Source organism: Prevotella sp. tc2-28 (assembly GCF_900107705.1).
Taxonomy (GTDB): Bacteria; Bacteroidota; Bacteroidia; order Bacteroidales; family Bacteroidaceae; genus Prevotella.
Genome location: NZ_FNRE01000010.1, coordinates 40,769 through 65,281 on the forward strand (window position 1 = coordinate 40,769; position 24,513 = coordinate 65,281).

At 47.9% G+C, this 24,513-nt stretch carries 19 protein-coding genes and 1 pseudogene; 14 read left to right on the forward strand and 6 right to left on the reverse strand.

All coding sequences use genetic code 11. The features are described 5' to 3' along the window. The first annotated feature begins 47 nt into the window (after positions 1–47). The 3 genes from BLU47_RS09835 (at position 48) to BLU47_RS09845 (ending at position 4,421) form a co-directional block, all read left to right on the forward strand. On the forward strand, positions 48–1,544 hold the full coding sequence (locus BLU47_RS09835) for a GH3 auxin-responsive promoter family protein (RefSeq protein WP_091961880.1): 1,497 nt from the start codon (positions 48–50) through the stop codon (positions 1,542–1,544). 68 nt (positions 1,545–1,612) lie between these two features. Further along, positions 1,613–3,580, forward strand: a complete 1,968-nt coding sequence (locus BLU47_RS09840; RefSeq protein WP_255402152.1) for an Ig-like domain-containing protein — start codon at positions 1,613–1,615, stop codon at positions 3,578–3,580. Positions 3,581–3,596: 16 nt separating this feature from the next. After that, a complete protein-coding gene (locus BLU47_RS09845; RefSeq protein WP_091961882.1) occupies positions 3,597–4,421 on the forward strand; it encodes a DUF3108 domain-containing protein in 825 nt (274 codons plus the stop codon). Positions 4,422–4,664: 243 nt separating this feature from the next. Here the strand turns inward: BLU47_RS09845 and BLU47_RS09850 are convergent, their stop codons facing one another. Both BLU47_RS09850 and BLU47_RS09855 read right to left on the reverse strand, forming a co-directional pair. Continuing rightward, on the reverse strand, positions 4,665–5,066 hold the full coding sequence (locus BLU47_RS09850; protein WP_143025530.1) for a hypothetical protein: 402 nt from the start codon (positions 5,064–5,066) through the stop codon (positions 4,665–4,667). 44 nt (positions 5,067–5,110) lie between these two features. Then, positions 5,111–5,533, reverse strand: coding sequence for a hypothetical protein (locus BLU47_RS09855; RefSeq protein WP_143025531.1), 423 nt, complete (start codon positions 5,531–5,533; stop codon positions 5,111–5,113). A 125-nt stretch (positions 5,534–5,658) separates the two neighbouring features. Between BLU47_RS09855 and BLU47_RS14565 the strand changes: the two genes are divergently transcribed. Next, on the forward strand, positions 5,659–5,862 hold the full coding sequence (locus BLU47_RS14565; RefSeq protein WP_143025532.1) for a hypothetical protein: 204 nt from the start codon (positions 5,659–5,661) through the stop codon (positions 5,860–5,862). Positions 5,863–6,377: 515 nt separating this feature from the next. On the opposite strand, the gene BLU47_RS09865 is transcribed toward BLU47_RS14565, so the two are convergent. The 4 genes from BLU47_RS09865 to BLU47_RS09880 all read right to left on the reverse strand — a co-directional run bounded on the left by BLU47_RS09865 (position 6,378) and on the right by BLU47_RS09880 (position 10,494). Beyond that, positions 6,378–7,022, reverse strand: a complete 645-nt coding sequence (locus BLU47_RS09865) for a recombinase family protein (protein WP_176780538.1) — start codon at positions 7,020–7,022, stop codon at positions 6,378–6,380. A 241-nt stretch (positions 7,023–7,263) separates the two neighbouring features. Continuing rightward, a complete protein-coding gene (locus tag BLU47_RS09870) occupies positions 7,264–7,476 on the reverse strand; it encodes a hypothetical protein (protein WP_143025533.1) in 213 nt (70 codons plus the stop codon). Continuing rightward, a complete protein-coding gene (locus tag BLU47_RS15285) occupies positions 7,440–7,718 on the reverse strand; it encodes an NUMOD3 domain-containing DNA-binding protein (protein ID WP_091961897.1) in 279 nt (92 codons plus the stop codon). The genes BLU47_RS09870 and BLU47_RS15285 overlap by 37 nt, the downstream gene beginning before the upstream one ends. 661 nt (positions 7,719–8,379) lie before the next feature. Continuing rightward, complete coding sequence (locus tag BLU47_RS09880) at positions 8,380–10,494, reverse strand: recombinase family protein (RefSeq protein WP_091961898.1); 2,115 nt, start codon at positions 10,492–10,494, stop codon at positions 8,380–8,382. Positions 10,495–10,591: 97 nt separating this feature from the next. Between BLU47_RS09880 and BLU47_RS09885 the strand changes: the two are divergent. From BLU47_RS09885 to BLU47_RS09930, 10 genes and pseudogenes are all read left to right on the forward strand, one after another. Continuing rightward, positions 10,592–11,017 (forward strand): annotated as a pseudogene (locus BLU47_RS09885) (hypothetical protein); the annotation flags it as partial. A 4-nt stretch (positions 11,018–11,021) separates the two neighbouring features. After that, positions 11,022–13,637 (forward strand): DEAD/DEAH box helicase, encoded by a 2,616-nt coding sequence (locus tag BLU47_RS09890; RefSeq protein WP_176780539.1) that lies wholly within the window; start codon positions 11,022–11,024, stop codon positions 13,635–13,637. Between the two features lie 23 nt (positions 13,638–13,660). Beyond that, positions 13,661–14,449 (forward strand): ABC transporter ATP-binding protein, encoded by a 789-nt coding sequence (locus BLU47_RS09895; RefSeq protein WP_091961906.1) that lies wholly within the window; start codon positions 13,661–13,663, stop codon positions 14,447–14,449. Next, positions 14,446–15,474, forward strand: a complete 1,029-nt coding sequence (locus tag BLU47_RS09900; protein ID WP_091961909.1) for an aminotransferase class I/II-fold pyridoxal phosphate-dependent enzyme — start codon at positions 14,446–14,448, stop codon at positions 15,472–15,474. Before BLU47_RS09895 ends, BLU47_RS09900 begins: the two co-directional genes overlap by 4 nt. A gap of 118 nt (positions 15,475–15,592) precedes the next feature. Continuing rightward, positions 15,593–16,066, forward strand: coding sequence for a ribosome assembly cofactor RimP (gene rimP, locus BLU47_RS09905; RefSeq protein ID WP_091962127.1), 474 nt, complete (start codon positions 15,593–15,595; stop codon positions 16,064–16,066). 32 nt (positions 16,067–16,098) lie between these two features. After that, on the forward strand, positions 16,099–17,355 hold the full coding sequence (nusA, locus tag BLU47_RS09910; protein ID WP_091961912.1) for a transcription termination factor NusA: 1,257 nt from the start codon (positions 16,099–16,101) through the stop codon (positions 17,353–17,355). A gap of 24 nt (positions 17,356–17,379) precedes the next feature. Then, complete coding sequence (gene infB, locus BLU47_RS09915; protein ID WP_091961915.1) at positions 17,380–20,169, forward strand: translation initiation factor IF-2; 2,790 nt, start codon at positions 17,380–17,382, stop codon at positions 20,167–20,169. Further along, positions 20,169–21,608 (forward strand): Fe-S cluster assembly protein SufB, encoded by a 1,440-nt coding sequence (gene sufB / locus BLU47_RS09920; protein ID WP_091961917.1) that lies wholly within the window; start codon positions 20,169–20,171, stop codon positions 21,606–21,608. The genes infB and sufB overlap by 1 nt, the downstream gene beginning before the upstream one ends. A 31-nt stretch (positions 21,609–21,639) precedes the next feature. Further along, the gene (locus BLU47_RS09925) at positions 21,640–22,614 is read left to right on the forward strand and encodes a S66 peptidase family protein (protein ID WP_091961920.1); all 975 of its coding nucleotides are present in this window, start codon (positions 21,640–21,642) and stop codon (positions 22,612–22,614) included. Between the two features lie 99 nt (positions 22,615–22,713). Next, positions 22,714–24,501: a bifunctional metallophosphatase/5'-nucleotidase gene (locus BLU47_RS09930; RefSeq protein ID WP_091961923.1), complete on the forward strand. Its 1,788-nt coding sequence runs from the start codon at positions 22,714–22,716 to the stop codon at positions 24,499–24,501. Positions 24,502–24,513: the final 12 nt, after the last annotated feature.

A 24,513-nucleotide genomic window follows, 5' to 3' on the forward strand; every position in this document is an offset into this window, starting at 1 on the left:
TCCCAAAGTTTATGCTTACCTTTGCGCCTTGTATAGAAGCATAACCGATGAGTTTAACAAATTTAGTAAGACATATCTTCGTGCCGAGAATGCACGAATTGGAGAAACACCAGACACAAGGCGAGCAGTTGCAGCGTCAGGTGCTTACCCATTTGTTAAAGGCTGCCAAAGGCACTGAATATGGGCGTGAGCACGGCTTTGCCACCATCAAGGGTTACGAGGATTTCGTGAAATATAATCCCGTCAACACCTATGAGGAGTTGAAAGGACAGATTGACCGTATGCGCTATGGTGAAGCTGACGTGCTATGGCCAGGTCGTGTGAAGTGGTATGCCAAGTCGAGTGGAACGACTAACGACAAGTCGAAGTTTATTCCCGTCAGCGACGAGGGTCTGCAGAAGATTCACTATGCCGGTGGCTATGACTCGGTGGCACTCTATCTGCGGAACAATCCAAAGAGTCGCCTGTTCGACGGGCGCGCCTTGATATTGGGAGGCAGTCATGCCCCCAACTATAACCTGCCAGGTTCGTTGGTAGGCGACCTCTCAGCCATCCTGATTGAGAATATCAACCCGTTAGCCAACCTGGTGCGTGTTCCAAAGAAGCAGACCGCATTGCTTAGCGATTTCGAGGTAAAGCGTGAACGGATAGCCCGTGAGGCTATGAACAAGAATGTCACCAACATCAGTGGTGTTCCTTCGTGGATGCTCTCCGTACTCAACTGCATGATGGAAATCACGGGGAAGACCCATCTGGAAGAGGTGTGGCCTAACCTGGAAGTGTTCTTCCACGGAGGTGTGGCCTTTACGCCTTACCGTAAGCAGTATGAGCAGCTTATCACGTCGCCTAACATGCATTATATGGAGACTTATAATGCTTCTGAGGGCTTCTTCGGATTGCAAGACGACCCTGCCGACAAGTCTATGTTGCTGATGCTCGACTACGGCGTGTTCTATGAATTCCAGCCGATGGACGGAGGTGATATCGTGCCGTTGTGGGGTGTGGAGAAAGACAAGAACTACGCCATGCTGATATCCACCTCGTGTGGCTTGTGGCGTTACATGATAGGCGACACAGTCCGCTTCACCTCTGTCAACCCTTATAAGTTTGTCATCTCCGGGCGCACCAAGAGCTTTATCAATGCCTTTGGCGAGGAACTCATTGTTGACAATGCTGAGCGTGGTTTGGCCTATGCCTGCGAACAGACAGGTGCCGAGGTGTTGGAATATACGGCAGCTCCCGTCTTTATGGATGCCAATGCCAAGTGTCGTCACCAGTGGCTCATCGAGTTCTCTCATCCACCTCGTGACATCCAGCAGTTTGCTCACTTGCTGGACATGAAGTTGCAAGACTTGAACAGCGACTACGAGGCCAAGCGATACAAGGACATCACCCTGCAGCCTCTGGAGATTATCCAAGCGCGAAAGGGTCTTTTTAACGATTGGCTCAAGCAGCGCGGCAAGTTAGGAGGCCAGAACAAAGTACCACGCCTGAGTAATTCCCGTGAGCATATCGAACAACTTCTCAAACTAAATGAGAAATGAGTAATGAGAAATTAGAAATGAAAATGAAGAATGAGAAATTGATAAGCCTGAGAAAAAGGTTGATGACAATGAGAACATTAATGAAAATGCTGTGTATAGCATTTCTCATTTCTCATTTCTCATTACTCATTTCGAGCTGTGCCCGCATGGGATCGCCAGATGGCGGATGGTTTGACGACGACCCACCCCGCGTGCTCTACAGTATCCCTGCCGAGCAGGCTACTAACGTGACGGACCAGAAGATGACCATATACTTCGACGAGTTTATCAAACTGGCCGATCCCACACAGAATGTCATCGTGTCGCCTCCCCAAATGGAGATGCCAGAGATACAGGCAAAGGGCAAGAAAATAGTTATTGCACTGAAGGACTCGCTGGTTCCCAACACCACTTATACCATAGACTTCAGCGACGCCATCACCGACAATAATGAGGATAACCCGTTGGGCAACTATACCTATACGTTCTCGACAGGTGAGCAGATAGATACCTTTGAGGTGGCTGGCACGGTGCTTGACGCCTCCAACCTGGAACCCGTCAAGGGTATCAGTGTCGGGCTCTATGCCGACTTGGCAGATTCCGCTTTTCTCACCAAGCCGTTGCTTCGCATAGCCCGAACAGACGGCAGAGGACATTTCTCCATTCGTGGAGTGGCTCCTGGTGTCTATCGCGTCTATGCCCTGCAGGATATGGATGCCAACTATAAGTTCTCTCAGAAGAGTGAGATGATTGCTTTCTCGCACGAGACCTATACCCCTTCGTGGAAGCCCGATACCCGTCAAGATACCATCTGGCGCGATACCCTGCATATCGACAATATCTTGCAGGTGCCTTACACCCACTTCTATCCTGACGATATCGTGATGCTGGCCTTCAAGGAGATACAGTCCGACCGCTACCTGCTGAAGACGGAGCGCAAGGACCCCGACCGCATAGGTGTCTTTTTCAGTTATGGCAACGAACAGTTGCCCGTGCTGCGTGGACTGAACTTCAATGCCGACTCTGCCTTCATCGTGGAGACCAGTTTGAAGAAGGACACGCTGACCTACTGGTTGCGCGACACGATGCTGGTTAATCAAGACACCCTGCAATTGTCAATGGAATACCTGATGACTGACACCCTGGGCAATCTCGTCACCCAGCTGGACACCCTCGAAATGGTAGCCAAGACATCCTATGCCAAACGGTTGAAAGCTAAGCAGAAGGAGATAGACGAGTGGCAGAAAGAACAGGAAAAGCGGAAGAAACGCGAGGAGCCTTATGACAGCATCTTCCCCGCTAAGCCATTGGAGATGAGATACGAAGTGTCACAGTCGATGGACCCCAATCGCAGTGTGTTCATTGAATCGCCAAGCCCGTTGGAAAAACTGGATACAGCAGCCATCCACCTCTATTCCAAGATAGACTCATTATGGTATAGGGCACCTTTCGAGTTTCATCGGTGCGACTCCATGTTGCGACGTTATGAAATGGTGGTCGACTGGCATCCGGAAACGGAGTATAGTCTGGAGATAGACTCAGCAGCCTTTGTCGACATCTACGGATTGGCTTCCAAGCCCTACAAGGAAGGTATCAAGGTCAAGTCGCTCGACGAATACACCACGCTGCAGATGCAGTTGAGCGGCATTACGGAGAAACAGGTTGTCGCCCAGTTGCTGGACAAGAGCGACAAGGTCGTCCAGGAAGCTCACATGGAGCAAGACGGTTCGGCCCAGTTCTACTATATCACCCCTGGTGTCTATTATATGCGTGCCTTCGCCGACAGCAACGGAAACGGCATCTGGGATACTGGAAACTACAGGGAAGACCTGCAGGCAGAAGCAGTCTATTACTATCCTCGTGAGATAGAGTGCAAGGCAAAGTTCGACCTCACGTTCCAGTGGAACCTGACAGAACGTCCGCGCAACCAGCAGAAGCCTGCTGTGATTATCCAACAGAAGCCTGACAAGGAGAAGAAGCGCAAGCAGAACCGCAATGCTGAGCGTGCCCGTCAGTTAGGCATCGAATATGTTAAGAAACAACAAGTCGTGAATTAAACCAAGCAATATAGAAATGAAAAAGCGCTTATTAATCATAGCATGGGTGATGCTCACACCGCTCACCTTCCACCTCTCACCGCTTTATGCACAGTGCGGCATAGAGAATACCGCCTTCAAGTCGGGCGAGTTTTTGGGCTACGACCTCTACTTCAACTGGAAGTTCGTGTGGGTCAAGGTAGGCACCGCTTCGATGTCGACCGTCAAGTCGCGCCATCAAGGACAGCCAGCCTTTCGTTGCAGTCTCATCACGCGAGGCAACGACAAGCTTGACAATGTGTTCGTCATGCGCGACACTTTGTTGTGCTATACCGACATGGACCTGGCGCCTCTCTATTTCCGTAAAGGAGCGCGTGAGGGTAGCCGCTATTATGTCGACGAGTTATGGTATTCCTACCCCAAGGGCAACTGTCATTTGAAGACGCATGCCATTTCCAGTAGTGGAGATCATAGCTGGAAAGAGATGGAATACAAGGACTGCATCTACGACATGATGAGCATCTACTTGCGGGCTCGCAACTTCGATGCCTCAAAGCTCAAGGAGGGTGACAAGATACCCCTTCCCATTGCCGATGCCAGCAAGATAGCCAACTCATGGTTGAAGTTCGGAGGCACCACCACGCTGAAGATGAAGAACTCCAACGACAAGTACCGTTGTCTCGTCTTCTCCTTCATCGAGCGTGAGGACGGTGAGAACCACGAGCTTATCCGATTCTACGTCACCGACGACAAGAACCACTTGCCCGTCCGCCTCGACATGTTCCTGTCGTTTGGCTCAGCAAAGGCCTACCTGACAGGTTTTAAAGGCTTGCGTAACCCGATGGAGTCGAAGGTAGACTAAACGCCTAATATATATAGGTGCTAGCATCAGTGTAAAATGACGAGCGTATGGCCGACGATTTTGTATTAAACGAACATAACAAGGAAGAGTTTCCGCCAGCACATACCGCTGAGCATAACATATCCTTAACTTAAACGGTTTTCTTTCAATAAGTTATAATAAAAGTTCCCCCAATATCATGGAGGAACTTTTTTGATTATTTAAGAATTAAACTTATTATGCCGAGACAGATATGCCCTTGATTCATTCTTGTCCTGCCCTATATCCTGCTTCGAAACCTTCTTCATATTTTTCTGCGAATAAGTTACAAAGTTCTAATTCTTCTTCAGATGTAGGGGTGCTAAATCCTGCTGAATAGTATATCTTACCCTGTTTTTTTGCATCAGTTGTCCTATATATGGCAGGAGTTGCTGAAAATCCTGCTTTATATCCAGCTTTATAACCTTTTTCTTCAAGTTCTTTGATTTTTGCTGCTCTCTCTTTCTCTTCTCGTGCTTGGCGTTCAGCCTCAGTTTCTTGCTTTTGCTCTGTCTGGGGAACAGAACTTTCACTGCTCGAATTACTTGAACTTGTCTCCTCATCGGAAGCTGCAAAACCAATAGCAAATAAAGCTACTGTTGCCGCTGTAAAAAAATACTTTTTCATAAATAATAACTTTTAAATGTTTAACTTAAATGAACTGTGATTATTTATAAATCATCTGAATGCATATCCTTCCTAATTTTTTCCCAGGCATCATTGTAGCCTTTGACATAGTTGTCAACGAAGATGTTCCATCTTTCTTCTTCTCCAGGCTCCGTTGGCTCGACCCCATATCTCATAGTATATTCCATATGGGCTTCTCCTCTTGGGTCAGGAAACTCTCTTGATTTCATTCTACGGTTCCAACCTTTATTGTATGCTATATTGGCAATTTTCTTTATTTTTTCTTGTTTCTCATCTACTTTCTCTTCTTCAGTCTCATGTTTTAGAACTTCCTGTTCCTGCTTAGTTTGTGTAAATGGGTTAAAAATGTCGCCATTGGTACTACTTGACGAGTTTGATTCGTCAGATGCAGCGAAGCCAATTGCAAAGATTACCATTATTGTCATTGTCAAAAAATACTTTTTCATAATCATTTATGCTTAAAATTTTTTAACTTGTATGAATGATATTTGCTTAGGTAATATGCAATAATGGGGGTTGAATAAAACAATAAGTCACATAAGTCAAATGTACCTTTGACCAGTCCGAAGTATTGGAAAATTTCACTGGTGATAGTAACCAATGGTACAAGTGCAATGACGAGGTGTTTGATGAGACTGTCATCGTCTTTCCAGATGGCATCAATGATAAGAATATAGGCTGCACAATACAGACCATCTGGCAGGCTGTATCTGACGAAATCTGGTATGTTCCAATCACTAACCCAGGCTCTTTCATGGTCAATGAAACTGGATAATCCCAGAAATGTACACCAGTGGTATATGTTGAGTGTCTTGGTCCTGAACAAAAGATAGATAAAACAGCCAAACGTGAGGAATACAACTCCCAGAATTACCTGTAGTGTTGCACTCATTCTAATCCTGTATGTATGTTGCATCTACAACAATATGTGCGCCTTTGGCTCAGTTGGTGCGGTTAGTAGTTATTGTCCTAGGCATAAATAGAAAGTGGAGCCCTCATCCTCTTATCCACCGTGTAGGGCTTGGACTCCCCGTTAAATAGATAAGGAGAATGAACAAACCCCACTCGGATGTATCTCGTGGAATACGGAATACAAACCAAGAAGAGCGTTCTTCCCACATTTCTGATTTAACGATGGCTCGTAGCCATTTGGTGAAGTGTCCAAGTTCACACGGTCAGAAATTGCGAAATGCGCTTTCTCAATATGTCACCCTTCCATATGGAAGGGTTTTACAAAGATACACATTTTCCTGGGCCGAACGCTCAATTTAAGATGTTTTTAATATAAATTTACATTATGAATTCTTTTTTAACTCGTTTGATAGTGCTGATGCTGCATTTGATTCCTTTCTCTTTGGCTATGGCGTAGGTTGAGGCTACAGAGTAGCCCTTGCGTAAGAGTTTGATGATGTCCTTGTACTCACTTTCTTTCTGCTCACGACTCTTGGTACTCCCAACCTTTCTTCCCATCTTGATTCCTTTCTCAATGGCAAGTTTGCGACCAGAGTTAAGACGGAACATGATATTTTGTCTTTCGATTTGTGCACACATACCAAGGCAACTAATATACACTGCCATAAAGGGATTCACTTCACCATTATCATCGAAGATGTGTAGATTCTCTTTCTGGAAGAACATATCAATATGCCTGTCGACACAGTACTTTACACTCTCCAGCACTTCCCAGATGGCCCTACCAACTCTGCTACATTCACTTACCAATATAACATCTATACTATGAGCCTCAGCAAACTCAAAGCACTCCATCAATACGGCACGCTCATTGTTTTTCTTTGCACCAGAAATTTTCTCAGAAAAGACCTTCACCAGGTCGATGCCGTTATTTTCTGCATACTTGGTTAAATCCTCAATCTGTCGCTCGGTATTCTGTCTGTCACCAATGCTTGAAACTCTTGCGTAAATTATACCAGTCATAATTCAAAATGTTTTATTTCTGGTGCAAAGTTACAAATAATACTTAAAAAGACCAAATAAATCAAAGAATATTTTGGTCCAAAAAATTAATATGGTTCAAATATCGATTATGGAATTATTTGAACCATAAACATTTTTGAACCAGCTGCCAAGGATGAAGACGAAAAACAGATGTTATTTGCGCTCAATAACCTTTGAACAAAGGAATAGTGCAATGTTGATGCTGCACAATGTGTTTGCGCTACGTGGTTAAGTGTGTTCGTGTGATTATCTTTTTTCTTGGCTTTAGCCGAATATTCTCATTAAGAAACATTTTTTCTTCTTCGGTGAGCGTGTCTTGATGATTGTCGTACCATTCCTTGAAGTCCTGGAGCATCCAGTATTGTACGGAAATCCATCTTGCTTCCTGGAAACGTGTCACAAGGTCGATGTACTGTTGTCTAATCCTATCCATATGACTTTCTTTATTTCTTCTTTAATTATTGTGTTTATATGTTCTCTCATGGGCTGAGAACTTAAAAACTCATCCATTGTTAGTGGTCTGTTTGCGGCCTTCCATTTTTGGAACTCCTGGTTTCTTTTCTGGGCCGCCTCACTTTGTTTGCGACGAGCTTCATCACTGTGTTTTCTTCCCCACATCGGATTATTGGACCCATGCCTATCTTTCCTTACTTGACTAATATTTGTACTATTCATTTTACTTTTATGATTATCGTAATATTTATTAATATGAACTCAATATGATATGACCTCTTGTTATAAATATCAGTAGAAGTAAAAAAGATTAGAGATACTCTTGTTTATTTTACTTTTGTCAATATGTTTTAAATATAGGACGGAAAAGAGTTGCAATAGTCCAGGTAGTTATTATTAGTTTCATCTACTGCAACAAGTTCTGATTAACTTAAAAGAAACTATGGTTGAGGCTACACCAGCAAAAAAGTAGCGTGTACACTCCGCTATGTCTTGTCTCATGTGAGGGCAACGTTTAGCACCTAACGTCCTTTGATTCCAGAGCGTAAGCGATTAAGGACAAGAATCTCATAGTGTTGTTAAAGACTGATAGGCTGGGAACCGATTCAGTGCCTACGGAAGTAGGTGGAAGAGGCAACAAAGTGTGCTGCACTGTATCAGAACAGTGACCATATATCTTTCTTATATCATCTCAATTGCTCAAATGAGTCTACCCTGGAGGGGTGGGGATATATGGAAGATAAAAAGGTGGATTGTGTCTTATTGGAAGTGGTCCTATGAACCATCAAATTTGGACCACCAGAATTTTTTTTCAATCTGATGCCATGAGTTAATGAGTTGTCAAGTTCACGGAAATGAATAAGCTTACATAGACGGCCCACCTTCATTTCTCCGTGAACGCCTGGAGCATTTCTTCTTGTTCCTTTTGTCTTCTCAATCTTTCCAAAACTTCATCATTATGTTTCGACCAGTCAATTTCTTCTTTGGGGGTTATCTCTTGCTTCATGATGTTTAATTCACTCTCATCTGTTTGTGTGGCATCTGTGGCTCCCTCATAGAAATATAAAGGGTAACTACCAATCCACTCCTGCTGTTCCAATAATTGTTGTAACTCCTCGTATTTGTATGTCCCAGCAGGAAGGTTCTTATATATGGAACTCTTGCCGTTATATGTTACAGTATGACTCTCCTTGTCATAACAAAAACACTTTTCGCCATTGTTTATCATCCAACTTTTAAATTCAATTCCATACTGACATACAGAGCTGTCATAGAATGTCTCATTGTTCTTGTATCTGGCATTCTTAATAGTACCCCAAAATTCTTCATCGTTCGTGTATTTGATAATAATTAAGTTCCATAGGTGGTGTATCTTGTATGAGGTTATACTGGCTACGTACTCATCAATCATGTGTTTGACCAATTCTTTGTTGTTCCTAATCTCATGAGTCCTATTCTTGATGCTGGAATATGATGCAGATAACTTGTTTAGTTTATCAATGGTGACTCTTTTCGATGCAATATCCTTTCCGTATTTGATAATGTCGTTAGTGAACTTTGTTGCCTGGTGTTCGTAGTCTGCAGTTGCCTTGCTCATCAATTCCTTAAATTTGTCGTTAGAGCCTTTCGCAAAGGCATAACGTTCCATTGCAGTCTGATAGGATGTCGTGAGTTCGTTTAATTGCTTTTCTTCTGCACTCTTAACCCTAATTAAATCGTCTATCTCTGCTTGGAGACGTAACACTTGCTTCTGATTCGACTGTTCGATATCGATTTGTGCGAACATATATAACGATAACTGTAGAACAAGTCCATCGAGACGGCACTGGCGAGTCTCCATACCTTCACTACAAATTCGTGGATGGTCTTTACGCTTGACTACACCATAGCACCTATATGTTCGTGGGTCAGTCTTGTAATTCGTGGCGGTGTTTGTTTGCTTTCCTACGGAAAAGTTAGACCCGCACTCTCCACACAGTATTTTGTCTTTTAAAAGGTTGGGTCGGTGCATCGCATTGTTCTTGTTATAATGGGCTTTTAGGAGCCTTTGTTTTACTCGTTCAAACAGTTCGTCAGAGATAATGCGTAAGTTTTCATCCACCTCCTTATACTTCAAAACAGGTTCACCCCTGTCTGTCCTCTTATGAATTGGAGTCGTGTTCTTTGGGTCTGGCTTATACATAGTGATAACCTTAATGCCCTTATACAACTCATTGTGTAATATACGACTTAATGATGACGTTCTCCATGTAAGATGGTCTGGGTCAAATCTCTTGTATTCTTTAGGTGCAAGACCTTTCTTCTCCCTATTGGCTTTAAACTGTTTAATCTGATTATAATATGGTGGACGACTCTCTTCCTTGTCTTCGGAGTCAAGGATTTGGCATATCTGAATGGTACTATATCCATTCGCATACATATCGAAGATTCGTACTACCGTTTCTGCCTCTTTGGGATTGATGACTATCTGTTTTTTCTCATTATGCATATACCCAAATGCTCTTTCTAATCCACCACCGTTACCATTCTTTATTTTGTTTATCTTTCCGCTAAGACTTCTCTCATTAAACAGTTCTACCTCATACTCTGCCATTACTGCAAGTAGATGGAGTAGTACATTTGAACTCATGGAATCAATAGGACTTTTGAAGTCCTTAGCGCATTTTACCCATAGGTCTTGCTTCTGGAAATATGTGGATACTTCATGTTCCTGGAAAAACTGAATTTCACTTAGTAACTCATTGGCGGTCCTGCTTACTCTCGTGAACTCCGAAAATAAAATGGTATCGATGTTACCAGCCTCAACCTCTGTTTTAAGTTTGGAATATTCTGGTCTTAACTCACCTTTCTTATATCCAGAGATTACGTCGGTATATATGTCTTCGTCTGCGACAGGTCTTTCTAATTTCTCTGCTGCATACTTCGTTAATTCCTGTTTTTGTCTGTCTGTTGACTGTTGTTCTGTAGAAACTCGACAATAAATTGCTATTTTTCCCATTTTTTTGTACCTTTGTCCCCGAAATAATGATAATGACAGTTTTATGGCTGCAAAGTTACAAAATAATATTGAAATAATCGAAGAAAGGGATGTGTCATTTCCGCCAGCACATACGGCGGAGCACCTGCTGAACCAGACGATGATCCGGCTCTTTGGCTGCGAACGGTCGTATAATGCCCACATCGAGCGCAAGAAGAGCAAGATGAGTTTCTATCTCGACCATAAGCCCTCCCGTCAGGAGGAACGCGCCATCGAGCAGGAGATGCAGCGGCTCATCGACGAAGACCTGCCCGTCACCTTCGAGTTTGTAACCCGCGACGAACTGCCCGAGGGCATCGACGCCAACCGACTGCCCGCCAATGCGTCAGAGACCATCCGACTGGTGCGCATCGGCGACTACGACGTCTGTCCGTGTATTGGTCGGCATGTGCGCTCCACGTCGCAGATAGGCCGCTTTGAGATGTTGGGTACTAACTGGGATGAACACGAGCACTCGTTCCGGGTGCGTTTTAAAATCGTTTAGTGCTTTGGAAGACAAGGAAACGCAGTTGTTCGAGGGACTGGAGATTAGCAGATTGGATGACGGACTTGAGGTGGTGGAGCCTGACGTGCTGGTCGATATCTCGTCGCTGGCAGCCTGTTTTCAGGACTATGGACACCACCCTCTGACCTACATTATCAACCGTTTGAAGCCCACGACAAACACGCAACCTATCCTGTTAGGTAACTTTGCCGGTACGGCACTCGACGACATCATACACCAACCCGATGCTGATTTCCGCAATATGCTGCAGACTTCGTTCTGCGAGCAGGCCTTGCAGTTCTGTACTTGCGAGGGGTTCAGCGCGGAGCAGTTCAAGCGCGATGCCCAGCAGCAGGTACAGCATATCCGTGAGTCGGTAGACATCCTCTTTAGGAACTATGACCGCGACAAGGCATTGCTAGAGCCCTCGTTCGTTTGCAAGCAACTGGGACTCAAAGGACGTGTGGACCTGATGACTGACGACCTACGACTGTTGGTAGAACAGAAGTCAGGCAAGAAATGGGTAAGCTATCGCGAGGCGCATTTCGTGCAGGTGTTGCTCTATTACGGTGTGCTACGCTACAATTTCCAGCATGAGGCCGACGGGGTTGACGTGCGTTTGCTCTATTCGAAATATCCTGCTGCTCAGGGATTGCTCGACGTGCCGAACAACGACGAGCTGTTCCGTGAAGCCATCCGCCTGCGCAACCGCATCGTAGCCCTCGAGATAAAGATTGCCCGCGAAGGCTTTGCAAGTGTGCTACCCCTGTTGCAACCCGACGTGCTGTTGGAAAAGGAACAGAAAGCCGACTTCTTCTTCCGCTATATCCGTCCTGAAATGGAGCGGGTGCTCCAACCTCTGCATAACCTGACACCACAGCTGCAGGACTATGTCGAGCGAATGGTCACCTTCGTCTATCGCGAACAGCTAGCCGCTGTCACGTTGAGAGGCGAACTGCCTGTCCTGACTGGTCTGAGACCCGATGGCTCCGTGACGCAACAGCCTGACACGGTGGAGCTGAAATGTCCTCCACCCGACGAGCGCGACTGGGGCGAGATAGACTACCGACGTGGCGATGCCGTCTATTTGTATCGCTATACGGATAAGCCCGACGTCAGTGCCCATATATTATATAAAGGTGTCATCACCCGACTGACCGACGACGAGATAACCGTCCGGCTGAACGATCCGCAACACCATCCGAACCTCTTTGACACGGGAACCTTTGCCATCGAACATGCCTCGTCGGACATGACCACGACGACCTCACTGCGTAGCCTGATGGCCTTTTGTAAGGCATCCCCCGACAAACGTGACCTGTTGCTCGGCCACCGTGAGCCCCGTCGTGACACGTCGCTAAAGCTCAGCCACAGTTACCATCCTTTTTATGACGATATCCTTTTGCGTGCCAAGCAATCGCGCGACTATTTCCTGTTGCAAGGTCCTCCGGGAACGGGAAAGACCTCAATGGCCTTGCGCTTCTTGGTCCAGGAAGAACTGTCCTCTCCGCTCTTGCCTCCCACCTCTCACCTCTTATTAACCGCTTATACCAATCGTGCTGTCGACGAGATATGCGGCATGTTGGAGGGTAGCGGACAAGACTATCTGCGATTGGGTAATGAGGCATCTTGCGACCCACGCTATGCTGACAGGCTGTTGAGTAGAGCCTTTGCAGACCATCCTAAACTCAGTGATATCAGACGGCGATTAGAGCAGGTGCCTATCGTGGTGGCTACAACGTCCACCTTACAGGCTCGACCGTTTATCCTTGCGCTTAAACATTTCTCTTTGTGTATAGTCGATGAGGCCTCACAGATTCTGGAGCCAAATATTATCGGACTACTGTCCTCTGAACGGATAGACCGCTTCATACTGATAGGCGACCACAAGCAATTGCCTGCCGTCGTTCAGCAAGCTGACGACGATCTGCACCTGCATGCCTGCCGGCTGTCGTTGTTCGAACGACTGTTGCAGCAAGAGCGCGAAGCAGGACGCCAGGAGTTTACAGGTATCCTAAACCACCAGGGGCGCATGCACCCGGATATCGCTAGTTTTCCCAACGAGATGTTCTATCATAGCGAACAATTGCAGCCCGTGCCTTGTCCCCATCAGTTAGCAACTTCCTTAGCTTATCACACGCCATCAGAAGATGCAACGGACGACCTGTTAAAGCAGCATCGTGTGCTATTCCTGCCGTCAACTGATGAGGCAGTGATGGTGGCAGACTTGTTGAGGCGCATCTATCGGCAGATAGGTGTCGACCACTTTGATGCCGACCATTCCATCGGTGTCATTGTGACCTATCGTTACCAGATAGCCCAGATACGGCAGGAGATGAAGAAGGTAGGTATCCCTGCCTTGCTCGATATCAGCATAGATACCGTGGAGCGCTACCAAGGGTCACAACGCGATGTCATCATCTACTCCATCGGTGCCCAGTCGGCAGCCGATCTGGAATTCCTAACATCGCAGTGCTTTGAGGAAGCCGGAAGAGTCATCGACCGCAAGTTGAACGTGGCGATGACGCGTGCCCGTGAGCAATTACTGATGACGGGAAATGCCGATGTTTTACGTCGGAATGATATTTTTAACGAGTTATTGAATCGTTATTCCATATAAATTACGTAACTTTGTCACCATCTATGAAAAGCGTAGTATTACAAAACCTAAGCATCGGCTATCTCACGAAGGGCAATGAAAAGGTAGTTGCCAGCGGACTGAATGCCACCATCAACAATGGTGAGTTGACTTGTCTGTTAGGACGTAATGGTATTGGTAAATCGACCTTATTGCGCACTCTTTCAGCCTTCCAGCCCGCGTTGGAAGGTGAAATAGTCATATCCAGCACTCAGCCTCCATCGTCCATTACCTCCTTAACTGACAAGCAGTTGAGTCGTCTCATTGGTATCGTACTAACGGAAAAGCCGGATGTGCAGAACATGACCATAGAGGAATTGGTGGGAATGGGTCGTTCTCCCTATACGGGTTTCTGGGGAACCTTGGACGATGAGGACAAAAAGATAGTGGGTGAGGCCATCCAGTTGGTGGGTATCGAGAACTTGCAAGGTCGGATGGTTTATACACTGAGCGATGGTGAGCGACAGAAGGTGATGATAGCCAAGGCACTGGCACAGCAGACACCTATTATATATTTAGACGAGCCAACAGCCTTCCTCGACTTTCCCAGTAAGGTGGAAACGATGCAGTTGTTGCGCAGACTGGCTCTGGAGGAGCAGAAAACTATTTTTCTCTCCACCCATGATGTGGAGCTATCGCTGCAATTAGCTGATAAAATATGGCTGATGGAACCAGGACATCTGAGTGTCGGAACGCCTCGCCAACTGGCAGACGAAGGTGCACTCAGCCGTTTTATTGACCATGACGGCATTACCTTTGACAAAGAGTCTTTAACGATACATATCACAAAATGACAAGTATCCACAGAGATGACATATACCGCTATTGTGACTTGGTGAAGATGAATTTCAGCTCCGCTGCATGGTTACATGCTGACCATTCTGCGCTGAAGGAATACCTGATGGAGCGATTTCAGATCATCAACAACTATCCGGAACCCCAGCCCAAGCAGTTGGAAAAGCTGATAGCCAAGAAGTTGGGTATTTCTCCCTATGCCGTGATGGTGACCAATGGTGCTACAGAGGCTATTCACCTGATAGCCAGACTGTTTCATCATAGTGCTTCTATCATTCCCCAACCCACTTATTCGGAATATGCCCGAGCTTGTCGTCTTAACAAGCATATTGTTTCCAACGAGACGAGTGACGAGATGCAGACCATGCCCAAAGATCGTGTCTACTGGATATGTAATCCTAACACACCTTCAGGTAATGTGCTGATGAAGGGCTTTGTGGATTATGTGGTTCGTCGTTCTCCTCGCTATAACTTTGTAGTGGACCAGTCCTTGGAGGCTTATACCAAGGAAGAACTGTTGGTACCCCAGGAGGTGCAGTCGTTGCAAAACCTCTTGATACTTCATTCGATAGGAAAGACTTATGGTGCCTTGGGATTAAGGTTAGGCTATATCACGGGTCATCCTAATGTTATCCAGTTGTTGCGCAATCTCCAGCGTCCTTGGTCTCTCAGTGCTTTAGCCATTGAAGCAGGAAAGTTCCTCATAGAACACGGCGAACCTGCCATTACCGATTTGGATGCCCATTTGGCTGAGACACATCGCTTCCGCAGTGCTTTACGCAAAATCAAGGACCTACGAGTCTTTGAGACCAAGACCAATTATATGTTATGCGAAATCAGTAAAGGCACCTCTACAGAGTTGAAAAACTACCTGGTTCATGAGTATGGCATGCTGATTCGCGACTGCCAGAATTTCGATGGATTATCCAACCGACTGTTTCGTGTCACAACACAGTTACCTGATGAAAATGACAGCCTCGTAGCGGCTATTAAACAGTATATCAGTGGAATAAATAAGGAATAATTGCGAAAAAGCGCTAAAATATTTGCAGGATTCGAGAAAAATGTGTAATTTTGCAGCGTTCAGAGGAATGAGGGGCTTTACGAAGCCTCTCATTCTTGTTTTAATTAACAAACAATTTATGATAGACAAGAACGTCATTAAGACAACAGTGGAGGAATGGTTGGAGCAGGGTGACTACTATCTGGTAGATGTAGAGATGACTCCTGACGACCGTATTGTTATTGAGATTGACCACACCGACGGTGTGTGGATTGAGGATTGTGCTGACCTGAGCCGTTTCCTGCAGGAGAAGCTGGGCGAGGAGCTTGGCGACTATGAACTGGAAGTCGGTTCAGCGGGAATTGGGCAGCCATTTAAGGTGATACAACAGTATCGCAATCATATTGGTAAAGAGGTTGAGGTGTTGGATCAGAACGGACAGAAGGTTCAAGGTCTGTTGAAAGAAATCAGTGAAGACGGCACTCAGTTTGTAGTTACCGTCAAGGAGAAGCAACACGTAGAGGGCAAGAAACGCCCTGTATTGGTGGATGCAGACAAGACGTTCGCCATCGGTGAGGTAAAATACTGCAAGTATATGCTGAACTTCAAATAAAAAGCGTAATTAAAATAAAAAAAAATCAAGATATGGCAACAAAAAGTACGAAAGGCCCCTCAATGATTGAGACCTTTCAAGAGTTTAAAGAGACTAAGAACATCGACCGCACAACCTTGGTGAGCGTGCTGGAGGAAAGTTTCCGCAACGTGATAGCCAAGATGTTCGGTTCTGACGAGAACTACGATGTGATTGTAAATCCTGACAAGGGTGACTTTGAGATTCATCGCAACCGTATCGTGGTTGCTGATGGTGAAGTGAAAGATCAGAATAAGGAAATCAGTCTGACTGAGGCCCAGAAAATAGAGCCCGACTATGAGATTGGTGAGGAAGTATCAGAGGAAGTAGATTTCCAGAAGTTTGGTCGTCGTGCCATCCTGAACCTGCGCCAGACACTGGCTTCAAAGATTTTGGAGTTGGAGCATGACTCATTATATAATAAATATAAGGATAGGGTTGGTCAGATTGTAAGCGCTGAGGTTTACCAGATGTGGAAACGCGAGGTGCTGCTCATCGACGATGAGGGCAATGAGCTCCATCTGCCGAAAGCAGAGCAGATTCCTTCCGACAGCTACCACAAAGGCGAAACAGTACGCGCCATCGTTAAAGAGGTCCAGAACGAGAACAATAATCCTCGTATCATCCTGAGCCGTACCAGTCCGCAGTTCCTCGAGCGCCTCTTGGAAGCTGAGGTTCCTGAGATTAACGATGGTCTGATTACCATCCGCCGCATTGCTCGTATGCCGGGTGAGCGTGCCAAGGTTGCAGTAGAGAGCTATGATGACCGCATCGATCCTGTAGGAGCCTGCGTAGGTGTCAAGGGTAGCCGTGTTCATGGTATCGTCCGTGAGCTGTGCAACGAGAACATCGACGTCATCAACTTCTCAAACAACACACAACTCTTCATTCAGCGCGCTTTGTCGCCCGCCAAGGTGTCCAGCATTACGCTGAACCCAGAAGAGCACAAGGCAGAAGTTTATTTGCAGCCAGAAGAAGTCAGTCTGGCTATCGGTAAGGGTGGTCTGAACATTAAGCTGGCCTCCATGCTGACAGAATATACCATCGATGTATTCCGTGTGGTTAGCGAAAACGAGGCTGATGAGGATATCTACCTCGACGAGTTCTCTGACGAGATTGACCAGTGGATTATCGACTCTATCAAGGCTATTGGTCTGGACACCGCCAAGCAGGTTATCAATGCTCCGCGTGAGATGCTCATCGAGAAGGCTGACTTGGAGGAAGAGACTGTTGACCATGTATTGGAAGTACTCAAAGCTGAGTTTGAGTAATTATCAACTATCAAATTGAACAGAATGGGAGTAAGATTAAATAAAGTATTATCAGAACTGAACATCGGTCTCCAGACGGCCGTTGATTTCCTGAAAAACAAGAAGGAGCTGGGTGAGGTAAAGGACGAGATGACTCCGAACACCAAGATATCCGACGAGCAGTATCAGGCATTGGTCGACGAGTTCGATGGTGACAAGGCTGTGAAGACACAAGCCGAGATGATGTTCACCAAAAAAGTGAAAGAAAAGAAGGCTGAAAAGGCTGAGAAAGCAGTCACCAAGACCGAAGAGTTGATGGAGCAGCGTACGCATTTGAAGACGTTGGGAAAAATCAACCTCGACGAGATTGGAAAACCCAAGCCAGCTCCTGCCCCCAAGGAAGAGGTAAAACCGGAACCTGTTGTCGAAGAGAAACAGGAAGAACCCGTTGTTGAAACAACAGAGTCGGAGCCCCAACCTATCAAGGAGGAAGTTGTTGAAGAGGCACAGCCCGAAATATCCAAAGAGGAACCTGTTGTTGAAGAACCACAGGAAGAGTCCCCTGTCGAGCAAGAGCAGCCTACCAATCTGGCAAAAACTCCTGGCGATGCTAAAGTTGCTCAGAATGCTCCTCAACTGAACGTGTTGGGCAAGATAGACCTTGACTCGTTGAACCAAAGCACGCGTCCTAAGAAAAAGTCGAAGGAAGAGCGTCGCAAAGAGCGTGAGGAGAAGGCTGCCGGTGAGCGCCGCAAGCGTGAGCGCATCCGTACCGACAAGGTGGATATCGAGGCAGCAGCCAAGCAGGCTAACCAGCAGAACAAGAAAAACAAGAATAATAACAATAATAACAATAACGGTCAGCAACAGAACCAGCAAGGCGGCGGCAAGAAGAATAAGAAGAACCGCAACGTGAAGCCGTTGGAGGTGGACGATGAGGCAGTAGCACGCCAGGTAAAGGAGACGCTTGCTCGCCTGACATCGAAGACCAATCAAAACAAGAAGGGTGCCAAATATCGTAAGGAGAAGCGCGACGCTGTGGCTGAGCGCATGAACGAGGAGATGGCAGCTGAGGCAGCTGAGAGCAAGGTACTGAAACTGACCGAGTTTGTTACTGTTTCTGAGTTGGCCACCATGATGAACGTGGGCGTCAATCAGGTTATCGGAACCTGTATGTCTATCGGCATCATGGTAAGTATCAACCAGCGTCTGGATGCAGAAACCATCAATATTGTAGCTGATGAGTTCGGATTCACCACAGAATATGTATCTGCAGAGGTGCAGAATGCAATTACTGAGGAAGAGGACGACGAGAACGACCTGATCTCCCGCGCTCCTATCGTTACCGTGATGGGACACGTAGACCACGGTAAGACCTCGTTGCTCGACCACATCCGCAACACCAACGTGATTGCCGGTGAGGCTGGTGGTATCACACAGCATATCGGTGCCTACAATGTGAAGTTGAAAGACGGTCGTCAGATTACCTTCCTCGACACACCAGGTCACGAAGCATTCACCGCTATGCGTGCCCGTGGTGCTCAGGTAACGGATATCGCCATCATCATCGTCGCAGCCGATGACTCCGTGATGCCTACTACCAAGGAGGCTATTGCCCATGCTCAGGCTGCCAACGTTCCGATGGTGTTCGCCATTAACAAGATAGATAAGCCGGGTGCCAACCCCGACAAGATTCGTGAGGACCTGGCCAACATGAACCTGCTTGTAGAGGAGTGGGGTGGTAAGTACCAGTGTCAGGAAATCAGTGCCAAGAAGGGCATTGGTGTCGACGAACTGCTGGAGAAGGTGCTTCTTGAAGCCGAGTTGCTCGACTTGAAGGCAAACCCCAACCGCAAGGCAACCGGTAGCATTATCGAGTCTTCACTCGACAAGGGTCGTGGCTATGTATCTACCGTTCTCGTCAGCAATGGTACGCTGAAAGTCGGTGATGTCGTGATTGCAGGTACAGCCTGGGGTCGTGTCAAGGCAATGTTCAACGAGCGCAACCAGCGTATCGACACTGCCGGTCCTGCTGAGCCCGCTATCATCCTGGGTCTGAATGGTGCGCCTACCGCTGGTGACTCTTTCCATGTGATGGAGTCAGAGCAAGAGGCGCGCGAAATTGCCAACAAGCGTATTCAGTTGCAGCGTGAACAGTCGTTGCGCACAACCACCAAGCTCGGTCTTGATGAGTTATCACACCGTATCGCACTGGGTGAGTTCCATGAGTTGAATATCATCGTCAAGGGTGATACCGACGGTTCTATCGAGGCTCTGTCCGATTCGTTCATCAAGCTCAGTACCGAGAAAGTTCAGGTGAACGTTATCTCGAAGGCCGTTGGTCAGATTTCAGAGAACGATGTCATGCTGGCCAGTGCTTCTGAGGCTATTATCATCGGCTTCCAGGTACGTCCTTCTGCCGATGCCCGTCGTGCTGCTGAGCGTGAGGGTGTCGAGATCAACACCTACTCTATCATCTACGATGCCATCGACGATGTGAAGCAGACCATGCAGGGTATGCTTGACAAGGTGAAGAAGGAGATCGTCACCGGTGAGATAGAGGTAAAACAAGTGTTCAAGATTTCCAAGGTGGGTACCGTTGCCGGTGGTCTGGTGACAGACGGAAAGGTGCACTCGAAGGACAAGGCCCGTGTGGTTCGCGACGGTATTGTCGTCCACACTGCTGCCATCGATGCCCTGAAGCGTTACAAGGACGATGCCAAGGAGGTAGCCACCGGACTGGAGTGTGGCGTCTCGCTGGTTAACTTCAACGACATTCAGGTAGGTGATATCATCGAGACCTTCACGGAGATTGAGGTAGAACAGAAACTGTAATGGGAAACGAGTTTGTAAAGCAGGTAGCTGAGCAGAAATATGAGTTCGGCTTCACTACCGACGTACATACAGAAATCATAGAGAAAGGGCTGAACGAGGACATCGTTCGGCTCATCTCTGCTAAGAAAGGGGAGCCCGACTGGATGCTGGACTTCCGCCTGAAGGCTTTCCGATACTGGAAGGAACAGCAAGAGCCTAAATGGGGGCATGTGCACGTGCCGTCCATCGACTACCAGGCCATCAGCTACTATGCCGACCCTATGGCGAAGAAGCCTGAGGGTGACGGTAAGATAGACCCGGAGCTCGAGAAGACCTTCGACAAGCTGGGCATTCCCTTGGAGGAGCGACTGGCGCTGAGTGGCAATACGGCAGTCGATGCCATCATGGACTCAGTCAGTGTAAAGACCACCTTCAAGGAGAAGCTTCGCGAGAAGGGTGTCATCTTCTGCTCCATCGGCGAGGCCATCAAGGAGCACGGCGACTTGGTGCGCCAGTATCTGGGCACGGTAGTTCCCTATCGCGACAATTTCTTTGCCGCCCTGAACTCGGCGGTGTTCTCCGACGGCTCGTTCGTCTACATCCCCAAGGGAGTGCGTTGCCCGATGGAACTGAGTTCCTATTTCCGCATCAATGCCCGCAACACCGGTCAGTTCGAGCGCACGCTCATCGTGGCCGACGACGATTCCTACGTGAGCTATCTCGAGGGCTGTACTGCTCCGATGCGCGATGAGAACCAGTTGCATGCCGCTATCGTCGAGATTATCGTGATGGACCGTGCGGAGGTGAAATACTCGACGGTGCAGAACTGGTATCCGGGTGATGAGAACGGCAAGGGCGGTGTGCTGAACCTCGTCACCAAGCGTGGCGACCTGCGTGGTGTCGATTCAAAGCTGTCGTGGACGCAGGTGGAAACGGGCAGTGCTATTACGTGGAAATACCCGTCGTGCATTCTGCGTGGCGACAACTCGCAGGCAGAGTTCTACAGCGTGGCCGTCACCAACAACTACCAGGAGGCCGACACCGGCACGAAGATGATTCACATGGGTAAGAACACCCGCTCGACCATCATTTCGAAGGGTATCTCGGCAGGTCATTCGCAGAACTCCTACCGCGGACTGGTGCGTGCCACGTCGAATGCTGACAACGCCCGCAACTACTCGTCGTGCGACTCACTGCTGCTAGGTTCGGAGTGTGGTGCCCATACCTTCCCCTATATGGACGTTCACAACGACACCGCCATCTTCGAGCACGAGGCTACGACGTCGAAGATTTCAGAAGACCAGCTGTTCTACTGCAACCAGCGCGGCATTCCGACGGAGCAGGCTGTCGGCCTTATCGTCAACGGTTATGCCAAGGAGGTTATCCAGAAGCTGCCGATGGAGTTTGCCGTTGAGGCTCAGAAGCTGCTCAGCGTGTCGCTGGAGGGAACGGTAGGTTGATATTCAAGAAACAAACATCTTAGTGACGAGTATGAGGAGAAATGTTTTCATTGTCCTGTTGCTGTGTGTGGCTGAGGCCCTCTTTGCACAACAGGAAATCATCATGCCCCCGTTTTTGAAGGCAGGCGATACTATTGCCGTGATATCTCCCTCCAGCACACCCGATTCACTAACCGTTGTTAAAGGGTGCGACGCCCTCAGGACATGGGGATTCGTGCCGATTGTCGGCCTCCATGCCTTAGACAATTACCATAACTTTGCCGGAAGGGTCGATGAGCGGGCCAGCGACCTGCTTTGGGCGTTACAGGATTCTACCGTGAGGGCCGTTATGTGCAGCCGCGGGGGCGATGGTGCCGTTCAGGTGTTAAGACACATCCCTCTCAACGAGTTTCGCAGTCATCCCAAGTGGGTGATGGGTTTCAGCGATGTTACGGCCCTGCATAGCGCAGCGGTGTCGGCAGGAGTGATGAGCATCCATAGCACCATGTGCGACGGCATTTCTTCCCAGGGCAGGCGTGACTCCGTGAATGCTATTCTGCATCACTTGTTGTTAGGCGAACTGCCTAGTTATCAAGTGCCTGCCCATCCACTCAACCAGTACGGCGAGGCAGAAGGCATCCTGGTAGGCGGCAATTTCTCCGTGTTTTGTGGTTTGGCAGGCTCTGACTATGACTTTCTGAACCGTGCCGATGAAGGACTGATACTTTTCATGGAAGATACCGGCGAGTCGATGACGAAGGTAGATCGCATGCTCCATCAGTTGGAGATTCGGGGCATCCTCTCCAAGCTCAAGGGAATCATCGTTGGACATTTCTCTAAATACAAGAGTCCGGAAAACGACTTTGCCGATATGTACGAGATGCTCCATGAGTATTTGCAACAGCTGCCTATCCCCGTCTGTTATGATTTTCCTGTGGGTCATCATAGCACCTATAACTATCCCCTGATAGAAGGTTGTAGGGTTCGTCTAAAGGTTGATTCAAAAGGAACCTCCCTAATTTTCTGAATCAGTATAAAGATATAATGGGGAAGAATAGGATGGATTATTTGGTGAATAGTAATGTTTTTTGTACCTTTGTGACATCATTGTTAATCTAATGAAAATATGCACCGTTTAAATAGCCTAAAACAAATAGCCGGCATTTCCGCGCTCCTGCTCATCATGGCAGGCTGCTCATCGAGTCGCCACCTGCGGCAAAGTCAGTCATTAGTGCCTACGGGAAGTTACAGGCTACCCGTCATAGAGACCACCGATGTCCACGGGACGCTGGTGAACACGTCGACCGGTACCAACCACTACCGGCTGGCGTACGTGGCCGACAAGGCCAATGACATCCGCGGCCGTGGCGCCGACTACGACCCGAAGAAACTGCTGCTGCTGGATGGCGGCGACATCTATCAAGGCACTATTCTCTCGAACATCCAGCGCGGGAAACCCCTTTACATGGCTTTCAACATGATGGACTACGACGCCGTGGCGCTGGGCAACCACGAGTTCGACTGGGGCTTCGAGCAACTGGTGGACGACGACGGAACGCTGCTGGATTACGAATATGCCGGCAAGCGCAGTGCAAACCCCGTCCCCGTGGTGTGTGCCAACCTGTACCGTCACGGCAAGCGCACCCATACCACCCACGACTATGTCATCCTCGACAAGTCGGCCATCAGTGCCGACGGTCATCGCGTGGGGGTGAGAATCGGCGTTATCGGCATGGCCCATTATGCAGCCCAAAGCATGTTTGTCCATCAGTTTATAGACAAGGGCTACGATATCCGCATCGACTATCCACGCATCAACGCCCTGGCCGATTCGCTGGAGCGCAACGGCCTCTGCGACGCTACGGTACTGTTGATTCACGGTGTGGCCAACGAGGCGGCAAACAGCCTGGGCGGACAGTCGGCCATCGACCTCGTGCTGGGCGGACATAGTCATGTGAACCAGTGCGACACAACAGCCCACGGAATCCCCTATCTGCAGGGAAAGGCATATTGCCAGTCGTATTCTTATGCAGAACTGTTGTTCCAGGTGGACGGTACGGGTAAGATCTCGAAGGTTCAAGTGGACAATTGTCGCAACATAGAAGTAGACGGCAAGAAGGACACCCATACCGCTACCGGTGAGCACGCAGAGGACTTGGAGGCCGATATCCTTGCGATTTCGGACAGTGCTATCGAACATATCAAACCCATGCTGGAGAAAGTAATCGGATACATCAATGTTGATTTGGTGAAGAACTACAATAACGTTGACGACAGTCTGGCACTGAAGGGAAGTGGCGGGCGCGCCTCTACGATGGGCAACTGGATGAGTGACCTGGTGCGGCGCATAGGCCATGCCGACATCGGTTTCGTTAACAATGGCGGTGTGCGCACTACTTTCCCCTTACATGGGGCGAAGACACGAAACATTACGGTTTCAAGCATCTACGAAATGTTCCCATTCGACAACCTTATCTATGTCTATGAACTCACTTATGCCGACTTGCTCCTGTTGATGGAGTATGCGATGACCAAGTACGGAGCTATGCTGCTGTCGCGAATGGTAGGCATCGATTGCTATATGACCGTCAATGCCGACGCAAGCTATACGCTACGCTCACTGGTGAAAGATGGCACCACGATTTATGCCGACGGACATTGGACCGAGGGATGGGCCGACCGCAGCGTTCGTGTGGCAGTCAGCCAGTTTGTTGCTACTGGTGACCGTGTGGATAAGGCTACAGGTATGCACAACCCTTTGGTGAAGTGGAACAACACACCGCGGCTGAAGAGCAAAGACCAAGTGGACAATGAGAACGCTGTGCGCATCCTCATGGAAGAAGCCCGGCGCAACAACGGTCTTATCACGATAGACACGGCTCCCCATTTCATAGTGGTGAGTGGTAAGAAGTAAAATATTAAAACT

Bases quoted from the DNA above. Each gene is read 5' to 3' on its own strand.
- BLU47_RS09930 (WP_091961923.1), top strand. From the start codon at position 22,714: ATGCACCGTTTAAATAGCCTAAAACAAATAGCCGGCATTTCCGCGCTC.
- BLU47_RS09855 (WP_143025531.1), bottom strand. From the start codon at position 5,533: ATGAAAAAGTATTTTTTGACAATGACAATAATGGTAATCTTTGCAATT.
- nusA (WP_091961912.1), top strand. From the start codon at position 16,099: ATGGCAACAAAAAGTACGAAAGGCCCCTCAATGATTGAGACCTTTCAA.
- sufB (WP_091961917.1), top strand. From the start codon at position 20,169: ATGGGAAACGAGTTTGTAAAGCAGGTAGCTGAGCAGAAATATGAGTTC.
- BLU47_RS09835 (WP_091961880.1), top strand. From the start codon at position 48: ATGAGTTTAACAAATTTAGTAAGACATATCTTCGTGCCGAGAATGCAC.
- BLU47_RS09925 (WP_091961920.1), top strand. From the start codon at position 21,640: ATGAGGAGAAATGTTTTCATTGTCCTGTTGCTGTGTGTGGCTGAGGCC.
- infB (WP_091961915.1), top strand. From the start codon at position 17,380: ATGGGAGTAAGATTAAATAAAGTATTATCAGAACTGAACATCGGTCTC.
- BLU47_RS09845 (WP_091961882.1), top strand. From the start codon at position 3,597: ATGAAAAAGCGCTTATTAATCATAGCATGGGTGATGCTCACACCGCTC.
- BLU47_RS09840 (WP_255402152.1), top strand. From the start codon at position 1,613: ATGAGAACATTAATGAAAATGCTGTGTATAGCATTTCTCATTTCTCAT.
- BLU47_RS09900 (WP_091961909.1), top strand. From the start codon at position 14,446: ATGACAAGTATCCACAGAGATGACATATACCGCTATTGTGACTTGGTG.
- BLU47_RS09895 (WP_091961906.1), top strand. From the start codon at position 13,661: ATGAAAAGCGTAGTATTACAAAACCTAAGCATCGGCTATCTCACGAAG.
- BLU47_RS09865 (WP_176780538.1), bottom strand. From the start codon at position 7,022: ATGACTGGTATAATTTACGCAAGAGTTTCAAGCATTGGTGACAGACAG.
- BLU47_RS09870 (WP_143025533.1), bottom strand. From the start codon at position 7,476: ATGGATAGGATTAGACAACAGTACATCGACCTTGTGACACGTTTCCAG.
- rimP (WP_091962127.1), top strand. From the start codon at position 15,593: ATGATAGACAAGAACGTCATTAAGACAACAGTGGAGGAATGGTTGGAG.
- BLU47_RS15285 (WP_091961897.1), bottom strand. From the start codon at position 7,718: ATGAATAGTACAAATATTAGTCAAGTAAGGAAAGATAGGCATGGGTCC.
- BLU47_RS09850 (WP_143025530.1), bottom strand. From the start codon at position 5,066: ATGAAAAAGTATTTTTTTACAGCGGCAACAGTAGCTTTATTTGCTATT.
- BLU47_RS09880 (WP_091961898.1), bottom strand. From the start codon at position 10,494: ATGGGAAAAATAGCAATTTATTGTCGAGTTTCTACAGAACAACAGTCA.